This is a genomic window from Flavobacterium chungangense LMG 26729 (assembly GCF_000735715.2).
Classification (GTDB): Bacteria; Bacteroidota; Bacteroidia; order Flavobacteriales; family Flavobacteriaceae; genus Flavobacterium; species Flavobacterium chungangense.
This window is the reverse complement of the sequence record NZ_JASY01000026.1, coordinates 35,640-46,256: the sequence shown is the minus strand read 5'-3', so window position 1 is coordinate 46,256 and position 10,617 is coordinate 35,640. Positions and strand designations below refer to the sequence as shown.

Sequence of the window (10,617 nt, the reverse complement as noted above, 5' to 3'; positions counted from 1 at the left end):
TCTAATAATCTATAAAAATTATGCGCTGGAATCAAGTCTGTTAAGTGTACTTGATAGAGCATTTTTGGCGTAAATTCTTTTCTTCCTTGCATGTTTAAATTTACATAAAAGCACGCTTTTTAATGTTTCCTTTTTGTTATATTTGAGCAGTTGTGCAACAAGCACACACGTTTGTGGCTATTGCGGAATTTAGTGGAATTATCATTTTTAAAACGTATTTTCGTTTAGCCGAAATACTCGTCTTCGTAAGTCGCAAACGCTGCAAGTCGCGAGAACGTTGTAGGCAATTTTACCGCAGAGGAGAGAATTTCACAACTATTTTACTGAATTTTAATTTTTAAAATGAAAGAAAAAAAATCTCAAAATAAATTGATTTGAATTATGAATTGCCAAATAAGGATGATTTTAACAATTTTACTTCTGACTTTAGTTTGCTCGTGTGCAACTAAAAAAACAACTTATCTTACAATCAATTCTAAAAGGATTATTATTGTAGAGAACGACTCTATTTTGAGATATACTGAATTAATTGGCTGTTTAGGAAATTCAAATACTCTGAATTATAAAAAAGAAAATGGTTTATTAAAAGTATCTGGAATTGCAGACACTAAAAAAGAGGGAATATTTAGTCTTGCAACAGATTTATATGGAGCGGAATTGAAAATTGAAACGGACAGTCTGATAATAAAACGAACAGGTGAAATTTTTTATAAAGAACAAATTTTAAAATCAAAAGCTAACCAAAATTTTCAGGATTTCTATATTATTTTGAATGACAAGAAGAAAAAGATTACGAAATCAAATATTAAGCGGATTTTAACCAATATTGATTTAGAAAATTATGACAGCGTAGAGATGGAAAAAAATAATGCACAAAGTGAATACGGAATTGATGAAAAATATAAAACTTTGAAATTAGTGAGAAAATAAAAACTGCCTACAACACACGTCCGATTTGCGAATTTATTGTAATTACCGTTTTCAATTCGTATTTTCGTTTAGCCGAAAATACTCGTCTTCGAAGTCCGAAACAGCCACAAGCCCCAAAACGTTAGCTGTTATTGTATAAGAACTTTGAAATAAACGCACAATCATTCTTATGATAAAAAAAATAATTACTCTTATTGTATTCTTAAATTCTCTCTTAAGTTTTTCCCAAATTGCAAATGATAGTTTAATAAATTCTATAAAAAAAGCAGAAAAAATCGTATTAGCTAGTCACGAGGATTTTTATTTTACAAGGGAAGAAGAAGGAAATGGAAAAACTACATTGACAACTTTACTTAAAATTGAGAACCCAAGTAAAAGAATTAGGAAAAAAATTAAAAGGAGATTTAAAAAACTAGAAGAAAAAAGAGCTATAGTAAAGCCTCTACTTAAAAATGGAAAACCTAATAAGAGTATAATAAGAGAGAAAATTGAACTTGACTCAAAATTAAAGCAAGAGCTAATTGAAGTTATTTCGAAACAAAAAAATGATAGTATATATGACGGTAATTATTGTTTTGAGCCACATCATACCATATTTATTTATAGGAAAAAGAAGTGGTCATATATTGACTTATGCTTTGGGTGTGATCATTATAGTTATAGTGAAGACTTAAATATTAATAAAAAATATTTTTTAGTTACCTATGAAGATTGGCGAAATTTGGAAGCATTTTTCAGAAACCAAAACTTAAATTATAGAATGCAAAAGAGAAAATAATAACAGCTAACAGCGATTTCATGAAATTGGGGTTTTAGTTTTTAATGGGATCAGCTTTTTGTATATTTGACTTCAGTTCTAATGGAATGGTTCGGGAGTAAAAAAATCCAACTTTATGAAGCCGGGGATGTTAGCAGTAATTGTCTCGCAAAATACACGATACATTATGAACTTCATCCATAATTATATTAACAAGATTGCAACTCAATTTTCAAGAGCTGATTTTATGCTTGACGGAAAAGAAGATGATCAACACTTTGGTCCATTACAAATTAAGTTTCAAGATGGTTCGTACCTGACATTTGATGAAAATGGGGATGCTGAAACAATTTATGCTTTAGTAGAGCCAATTGAGTTTGAAGATAAGAACAACCCAAATATTGAAAATTGGTCAGAAATTGTATTGAATTGGACAAAGCTAATTAATTCAAGATTGATTCAATTCAAAGTTTTGCAAAGTATAGAAAATAAAATTGTAGGTTGTAAACTCTATTTTGAAAAGGAAAAGGCTATAACTTATTACAATTATTATGATGATGCCAAAGTTGCTTTTGAAAATGACAAGTTGTTGGAATCATATATTGAATTTGAAAAATTAGAATGGGTAAGTTTGCCTAAATTCAACTAGGTACGGCAAATATTGCTAACAGCGGTTTTGCGCCATAGCTGGTTTTATCTTTCTTGGAAAATACGCTGAACATCACAATTTCTTATTACATTTATCCTTAACTTGCCGCTACGGCGCAAAGCCGCTGAACGTTATATATTATCTTAAAAAACACACATATGAATAAATCAGCACTTTTAGTTATTTCGTTTCTAGTTCTTAGCTGTAAGAACGAGAATTCTTCTAAAATATCTAATCCCAAAAAAGTGCAGAGAACTATCGAAAAGAAAGAGATAATACATAAACTTGATAAAAAAACAAAGAGAGTTAGAGATTATATGTCTGATAATAAAGATTATTCTTGGATTGCAAAACATAATGCCCCAAATAGTTATTATCCAAGGTTAGTTTTTCAAAAAGAATTTGCAATTTATCAATTCCACGGACAATGTTATTATTGGTTCTTTACAAATCATTATTATAAAGGAGCAGATAAAATAGAGCTGCTTTGGACTTATAAGAAAGATTGTCTGTATCAACCAAAATCTCTACAAAACTCAAATGGAATAAAAAAATATCCAAAAAATGGGGATGCATTTTGTGAATATAGTTTGGTAAATGATTCTGTGATAAAAGTCAAATACAATTTTCCTGAATGGGTAAATAAAGTAAACAAAATCGAAAAAGATTCAATATTTCCTATGTATCTGTACTTGGAAAAGCAAGACAGAATATAACAGTTTTTCAAAAACACAACGCAAATGAAACAAACAACATTTTTAGTTTTAATGCTTTTGAGCATAAATATAAATGCACAAACTTTTTTAGAACTGTATTCAAGTGAAAATTCTAACATTTCAGAAAATGATTTGAAAAGCATTTTGGCAGATAAAAAATCCAACAATAAATTAATCGGAACTTCAAATTCGGGGCTTTTAAAATTTGATAATGTAAAGTTTGAAAATATCAAAGAAGTAAAAGGTGAATATTTCGGACCATTATATAAAGATAGAAATGAGAAAACTTGGGTTTCTTCATCAAATCCAGAAGAATTATATTTAATAAAATCTAATAATGAAGTAGAGAAAATTACAAGTAAAGTTCTAAAAGAAATAGACGGAGTAATTGCAATTTCAGAGGATAAGCAAGGAAATATTTATTTTGGAGGTAAAGGATTAGTGAAGTACGATGGGAAAAATTGGAGCAAAATTAAACTGCCTAATAATTCAATTACAATTAGAACATTGGATATAAGTTCTAATAATACGATTGCAATTGGACACAATTCGGGTTTATTAATCGGAAAAGAGAATAATTGGAAATCATACGATGAAGAGACTGACAAACTTCAACTATCAACTGTAAGAGCTGTAAAGTTTCTTAATGACAATAAATTAATTATCGGCTATGGTGGTGGATTTGGAAATGGTGGTTTTTCAGTTAAAGAGGGTGAAAAATGGACACATTTCAACAAATCTAATTCCAAAATATCTGACCATATGGTTAGAGATATTGAAATTGATGCCAATAACACTTTATGGATGGCTACCAATAATGGTTTAGTAAAATTTACAGAAAAAGGTGAATTAACGTCTATTCTATTTCGAGAAGGAATGTATAAAAATACAATTCTTGACATCAGTATTGACAATGATAGTGTACTTTGGATTGCAACTAATTTTGGAGTGATAAAATTTAAAGAATAAAAAAACGTCAGCTAACAGGAGTTTGCAAAATGGCGGGTTTAGTGCTAAATTTAACGGTAGTTCTTCGATTGAACTTTATAATAATATACGCTTTTGCGCTTCGATTTCCGCCACTGCACATCAGAACGTTGTGCGATACTTTTGAAAAATAAAAACCGAAAACAAAAACATTAAAATGAAAAAAATAATAATATTAATTTGCATATTAGTTTTTGCAAATCAAAATTCTTTCAGTCAGATTAATAAAGAAAAGGCTTTAGAAAAAGCTAAAGAGGGCATAAAATTAATGGATGAAGGAAAACTAGATGAAAGTATAAAATTTTTAGAGGAAGCTGAAAAACTTGATTCAGAAAAATTTAATTACCCATATGAAAAAGCATATGCCTATTATTTGAAAAAAGATTACAATAAAGCCATAATAATATTAGAAACTATTATGGAACATAAAAATGTTATGCCAGAACTATTTCAATTAATGGGGAATAGTTATGATATTTTAGAAAAACCAGAAAAAGCATTTGAAATTTATGACAAGGGTTTAACGAAATTCCCAAATGCCGGGAAGCTGTATCTTGAAAAAGGAAATGTTTTTTGGAATAAAAAAGAATATGAAAAAGCGTTACCTTATTATGAAAAAGGAATTGAAGTTAATCCTATGTTTGCTTCAAACTATTTCAGGGCTGCAAAAATTTATTGTAATTCAAGTGAAGAAGTTTGGGGTATGATTTATGGTGAAATTTTTATTAATCTTGAAAGAAATAGCGACAGAACATATGAAATTAGCAAACTATTATTTGATACTTACAAGAGTGAAATAAAATTCACATCTGAAACTACATCAGAAGTTAGCTTTTCAAAAAACACGATTATAAACGCAAGTGATATAGGAAAAGATAAAAAATTCAAATTACCATTTTCTATGGTTTATGAACCAACATTATTATTGTCCATAACTGGGGAAAAATCAATTGACCTTAATTCATTGAATAATATTAGACAATCGTTTCTTAAAAATTACAAAACTTTCGGTCACAATAAAACAAATCCAAATGTTCTATTTGATTATCAAAATAAAATAGCTGAAAGCGGAAACTTTGAAGCTTACAATTATTGGCTTTTATCAAACGGAGACAAAGAAAACTTTGATAAATGGATATTAAATAGTAAAGAAAAGTGGGATAAATTTGTAAATTGGTTTACAGCTAACAAAATAATGATTGATGATTCTAATAAATTTACTAGAAACGAAAACTAATAAGAAAAGCTATCGAACAAAAACGGTTTTTAAGAAATTGGAGTTTGTGACTTAATTTAAAGTTTATTTTATACTTTTTATTTTCAGTGTTTAATCGAAATTTCCAGGTTTACAAATCCCTAATTTCTTAAAAGCGAGGTACATTGTGTGACAGTTTAAAAGAAAATCATCGAAAAATTCACGAATGAAAAAAGTAAAACAAAAATAGTGCTAATCAGCGTGATTATTTTGTCTTTGGTTTTTATTACTTTAAAAAACTTGTTTGAAACTCCGGAAAGCCCTCATAGAGAATTCATTGCTCGTCAAAAGTTCTCAGGAATTATTCAAAATAAATATACTGATACAATTTCTGAAGAACTGCAAATTTTGGTTGGTGGGAAAAAGTATTATGTTGATAAAGAATTTTATAATTAATTAAGCATTGGTGATTCAGTTTCAAAAAAACTGTATGAACTTAATGCGGTAATTTATAAAACAGACGGAAGAATTATTCAATACGAGTTGATAAATACTAAAAAAATCAATAGATAAAAAAACGTCGCACAACACTATATTACAATGGATTTGGGTAATTGGCTTAATGAAAAATGGTTTTACATTGGGATGATTTACTTGCCTGTTCGCTATCGGGTGGCAAATCCGAAGAATGGACTTAATTAGTCCCAAACCAAACCGCTGTAGTCGCAGAACATTATGCTTCAGTTCTGCATGACTAAAAATAGAAAATAAAAAAGCTAAATGAATTAAAATGAGAATATTAGTTGGTCTAATTTATTATGAATTGCTTCTTCGGATGTGAAGAAAAAAAAAGCGAAAAAAGCAAAGATTTAGTTTCCTTTAATTCTAAATTTATAGCCGAAATAGATGAAGAAAATTATAATAAATATGAAGCTGAACTAAATTCAGAATTTGAACCAAAATATATTGGCAATACTATTGAAATTACAAAAATAATTAATGCAAATGCTTGTGGGGAATATGACGGAAATATAGATATTAGAAAAGATAGTCTAATCTTAATTTACAAATTAGTATCAAATGAAGTATGCACATCAAGAGCTGTTGTTGAAGTGAGATATAAGATTAAAAACGAAAAAAGGTTAAAATATAAAGTTGGTTTACATTATGAATAGCCACGCTACGAAAAGTCTTTTTTCAGACCCGCTGTAAGACATTCTACGCAATAAATTGAAACTAAATAAAATGAAAAAAATATTTAAAATTACAGGAATATATCTTTTACTTATTATTCTGGATTTTGGTTGTACACCACCTGAGCACGTAATAATTAATGATATAGAATTTAGAAGCGTTACAATAAAAGAAAGGAAAGAAAATCACCAATATAATTCTTATGTCGACACATCAGTTTTTAAAAATGAAATTGTCTTTGCCGTAACAGAAAAAATTGTAACTGTTGCAAGTCTTAATTTAGGTTTAGCTGAAAAATGCTATGCGACATCATTGCCAGAAACAATCTATAATAATTCAATTTTAGAAAATACTTTTTCACTGAAGTTTAATAAAGATTTTACATTCAGAAATCAAGTAATAAGCGCAAATCAAAATTTATTTGAGATCAAAGAAATTAAAGATCAAATATCGATTTTTAATAATACTAATTCAATATTTAATACTACTGATATTAATTCAGTTAATAATAAAATTATAGAGTTTAATTCAGATTTTATAAATGAAGGAGTCTTTATTAACGAAGTATATGAAGTAGAATTTGAATGTAAAACATCTGACAACAGAGTTTTTAATAAAAAGATAGAAGTTAAATTTAGAGATTAACCCGCTACTCCCCGCTACGCAAAGTCTCCTTTATACTTTGCGTAATTTTAAAATCGTGTTACAATCCGTAAAAGTGTCAAAAGTCTCTTGACTTTAACGGGAATATTTCGGTAAACTGACTGCGATATTTCATTACATCTAAAGTAAGCATTTAGAGAATTTAATAGCGTTATTGTTTTAACATTTCTTTTGGCAGAATAGATATTAAATGCTTCGCCAGAAACGTATCGGTTTTTCTAAACTCTTTCTTCCGTAAGATATTTTTATTAAATTTACCACTAATGTACCTAGCCGTAGAACGTTAGTAGTAAGCCATGCCGAAATTGTGGAAAAAGAACTATTTAAAACAAACGATAAATTTTAAAACAAAACAATTTATGACAATTATTAAGGCAATCTTGAAATGGTTTTTTGGAATTTTATTATTAATTTTTGGAATTGTTGGTTTATCTCAAGAGCCATCTATGTCAATTGTTCCAATATTATTAGGGTTATTTTTAATACCAAAAACCTATAAAAGTTTTACAGACAAAACTAAATTAAATCTTTCAAGTGGAGTAAAATGGATTGTGGTAATTGTTGGAATCATGCTAATTGGTTACACAGCTTCACTTAGTGAAACATCGAAAGAATCTGATTATGATTTAATCGTTGAAAATGCTTCAAAAAAAATTGACGAAGGAAAAATTAACGAAGCGCTAAAATTAATTAACGATGTAAAATCTAAATATAGAAAGAAAGAAAATAAAGCAACTGAATTAGAAAAAGAAATCGAAAAATCTAAAGATGTGAATTCTGCAAAAGAGATTTTGGCAAAAATGACAAATGAAGAACTTACGCAATTAGAAAATGAAAAACTTTCTAAATCTTATCTAACTCAAAAAACGCTTAACAAAACTTTCATCAGTTTAGTTAAAACTTATTTACCGGAAAGAGCAAAAATTATCAAAGAAATCCAGGAAAAAGAGGAAAAAGAGAAAGAGATTGCAGAAGCAAAAGCTGAAGAAGAATTCAATAAAAACCGGGAAGAGAATATTGATAAACTATTTAGCCCTTATGACGGTGAAAATAGAGCTTTAGAAAGATATATTAAATACAATATGAATGACCCGGATAGTTATAAACATATAGTCACAACACATTCGGACAAAGGCGACCATATTTTAGTTATTACTAAATTTCGTGCAAAAAACATTTATGGTGGAACAGTAATTAACATAGTTTCTGCAAAATTAGATTTGAAAGGAAATGTAATTGAAATATTAAGTGAGAATTAAAGACTCACCGCTGCGCAAAGTATTCTTCTGATTTTGCATAAATTTATAAGAATATTACAATCCGTAAAAGTATCAAAGGTATCCTGACTTTTAAATGGAACGCCCGCTGTATCCTTTGTGCTAAAGCCCGTCCTAAAAGGATATAGCTTCAATATGGGCTAGGTCTTTAGATTTCATAAAGACAACAGTGCGAAAGAGTATTTTTAGAATTTTAGTAGATAAACTTTAATTATAAATAAATTATATTTGAGAAATAATACAAAATAAATCTTTCGTATATACACCTAAATTTGGGTAGATTGGCGAGTGTTATTTTTACTGGTAAATTTCCCTAAAAAGCCTTAAAATCATTAATTCTAAACAATTATAAAATAAAAAATGAAAGTATTGAAAATTATTTTAAACATGATAAGATGGATTATTGGAGTAACTTTTATATTTGCTTCATTTGGTGGAATAATGGGAGAAGACTATATAAATGCACTTATTATAATGATAATTGGGTTATTATGTTTACCAGTAGTTACAAACAAATTGTTTAATAAAAACCCTGAAAGTTCAGATGAGTTTTTAGCTTTTTTGCAAAGTTTTGGCACCTCAAACAAAATAATTAATTCTTTAAATTTTGACGATAAAGAAAATTTAATAGCTAAAGTTAATCAGGAAATTGCCAAAAGTTCAAAACCAATCAACGACAAAAAGAAATATAATATTGGTAAAGAAATTTATAAAAGAGCACTCCAAAACACATTGTTAGATTTACATATTTCTGAAAAAGAAATAAGCCATTTAGAAGATATTGTTTCAAATTTTAATTTAAACGTAATCGATGTTTCAAACATTAGAAAACTATTTTGCGATAAAGCTGTTGAAAGTTTAATCAAAAAATCTTATGACGACAAAATATTAACTGACGAAGAAAAAAGTGAAATCTTTATACTTGCTGAATATTTGAATATGCCAAAAGAAAAAGTGGAAAGTATAAGACTGAATGTTGCAGCTTCCTTATTAAAAACGGCATTAAACGAAAAGTTATCAGACAAAAGACTTTCACCAACAGAAGAAACGGAATTAAACGAAATACTTAAGAATTTAAAAATTGAAAAAGACCAAATTTCAACTATTTTCCCAAAAAAAAGTTTAGATGAATTAGCATATGCAAAACTTTTATGGAATTTAAGCAATGGAATTTTTACCATAATCCCAAATCCGCCAATAACTCTAAGGAACTCAGAAGAATGTTACTTCGCTCTGGAAGCAAAATTATTAGAACGTAAAACTGTTAACAAAGGTTACTCACACAGAACTCGTAGCATTTCTGTTCCAGTCTTTAAAGACATGGAATATAATGTTAGTTACGGACGTTCTGTTCCAATCGAAGAGGAAATTACAATTACGCATAGAGGAACTATATACTTAACCAATTTTAGAATTGTATTTTTGTCGGGAAGTAAAAACTTTGAAATACTACTTTCAGAATTACTAAAGTTTAATGTTTTTAGTGACGGAATCGAATTCATACTTAATAATGAAAATTTCTTAATGAAAATCAACGAAAAGGAATTAGAATTATTTGTTATGGGGATGTCAAGTGCTATAAGAAACTTTTTTGATGAAAACGAACTCAAAAATTCTGCGATGAAAGAAATTGAAAATAACGAAACCTTTATCGGATTATAAAAAACGGCAAGTACTGCTACAGTAAAATGGTAGAATTAGTCTGACTTTTAGACAAATGCGATAAATAGTTTTGATAATAAAAAATAATTTATGAAAAAATATATTTTAGCATTTTGCATAATATCAATTTTGATTTCCTGTGGACACACACTTGACTCAAAAGTGAAAAGTGCAGTAGACATTTTGAGTAAAGAGACCTCAATAAATACAAGTTGGCCACAAGGGAACGACGATTTTAAAAACTTACTAAAAGTTGCAACAATAGAGGACTTGCTTTATTTAACCGAAAATGAAAATGTGAATATAAGATATTATTCTTTTATTGGATTGAAGGAAAAAAATTATCCAAAAATAAAAGAGATGTATTATAAGTTTCAAAAAGATTATGAATCTGTATACACAAATAACGGCGCTTGCCTAAAAGGAATATCCTCACTTAACGATTTAATATTTTTTGAACTTAATCCGCAACATTACAAGTCTAAATATGGATTTACCCAAAAGGAATTTGATAAAATAGGTAAAAAAAGATACGATAAAGTAGTTGGGGATTAATTAGGAAACAATATCCGGCTCAGTAAAGTCTT

At 28.3% G+C, this 10,617-nt stretch carries 11 protein-coding genes; all 11 read left to right on the top strand.

The genetic code is table 11. The annotated features are described in order from the left end of the window. Positions 1–381 precede the first annotated feature (381 nt). Positions 382–930 (top strand): hypothetical protein, encoded by a 549-nt coding sequence (locus tag JE46_RS22515; protein WP_157505984.1) that lies wholly within the window; start codon positions 382–384, stop codon positions 928–930. A gap of 169 nt (positions 931–1,099) precedes the next feature. Further along, the gene (locus JE46_RS22510; protein WP_031457547.1) at positions 1,100–1,708 is read left to right on the top strand and encodes a hypothetical protein; all 609 of its coding nucleotides are present in this window, start codon (positions 1,100–1,102) and stop codon (positions 1,706–1,708) included. 166 nt (positions 1,709–1,874) lie between these two features. Beyond that, a complete protein-coding gene (locus tag JE46_RS22505) occupies positions 1,875–2,336 on the top strand; it encodes a hypothetical protein (RefSeq protein ID WP_031457546.1) in 462 nt (153 codons plus the stop codon). Positions 2,337–2,494: 158 nt separating this feature from the next. Continuing rightward, complete coding sequence (locus JE46_RS22500) at positions 2,495–3,052, top strand: protein kinase family protein (RefSeq protein WP_031457545.1); 558 nt, start codon at positions 2,495–2,497, stop codon at positions 3,050–3,052. Between the two features lie 24 nt (positions 3,053–3,076). Beyond that, on the top strand, positions 3,077–4,021 hold the full coding sequence (locus JE46_RS22495) for a ligand-binding sensor domain-containing protein (RefSeq protein WP_031457544.1): 945 nt from the start codon (positions 3,077–3,079) through the stop codon (positions 4,019–4,021). 175 nt (positions 4,022–4,196) lie between these two features. Next, positions 4,197–5,276, top strand: a complete 1,080-nt coding sequence (locus tag JE46_RS22490) for a tetratricopeptide repeat protein (RefSeq protein ID WP_031457543.1) — start codon at positions 4,197–4,199, stop codon at positions 5,274–5,276. Between the two features lie 776 nt (positions 5,277–6,052). After that, a complete protein-coding gene (locus JE46_RS22480) occupies positions 6,053–6,409 on the top strand; it encodes a hypothetical protein (protein WP_031457541.1) in 357 nt (118 codons plus the stop codon). 70 nt (positions 6,410–6,479) lie between these two features. Then, entirely contained in the window at positions 6,480–7,073 is a 594-nt protein-coding gene (locus JE46_RS22475; RefSeq protein ID WP_031457540.1) for a hypothetical protein, read from the top strand. 377 nt (positions 7,074–7,450) lie between these two features. Then, a complete protein-coding gene (locus tag JE46_RS22470) occupies positions 7,451–8,350 on the top strand; it encodes a hypothetical protein (protein WP_157505983.1) in 900 nt (299 codons plus the stop codon). Between the two features lie 378 nt (positions 8,351–8,728). Then, positions 8,729–10,030, top strand: a complete 1,302-nt coding sequence (locus JE46_RS22465; RefSeq protein WP_031457538.1) for a PH domain-containing protein — start codon at positions 8,729–8,731, stop codon at positions 10,028–10,030. A gap of 90 nt (positions 10,031–10,120) precedes the next feature. After that, complete coding sequence (locus tag JE46_RS22460) at positions 10,121–10,585, top strand: hypothetical protein (RefSeq protein ID WP_031457537.1); 465 nt, start codon at positions 10,121–10,123, stop codon at positions 10,583–10,585. Positions 10,586–10,617: the final 32 nt, after the last annotated feature.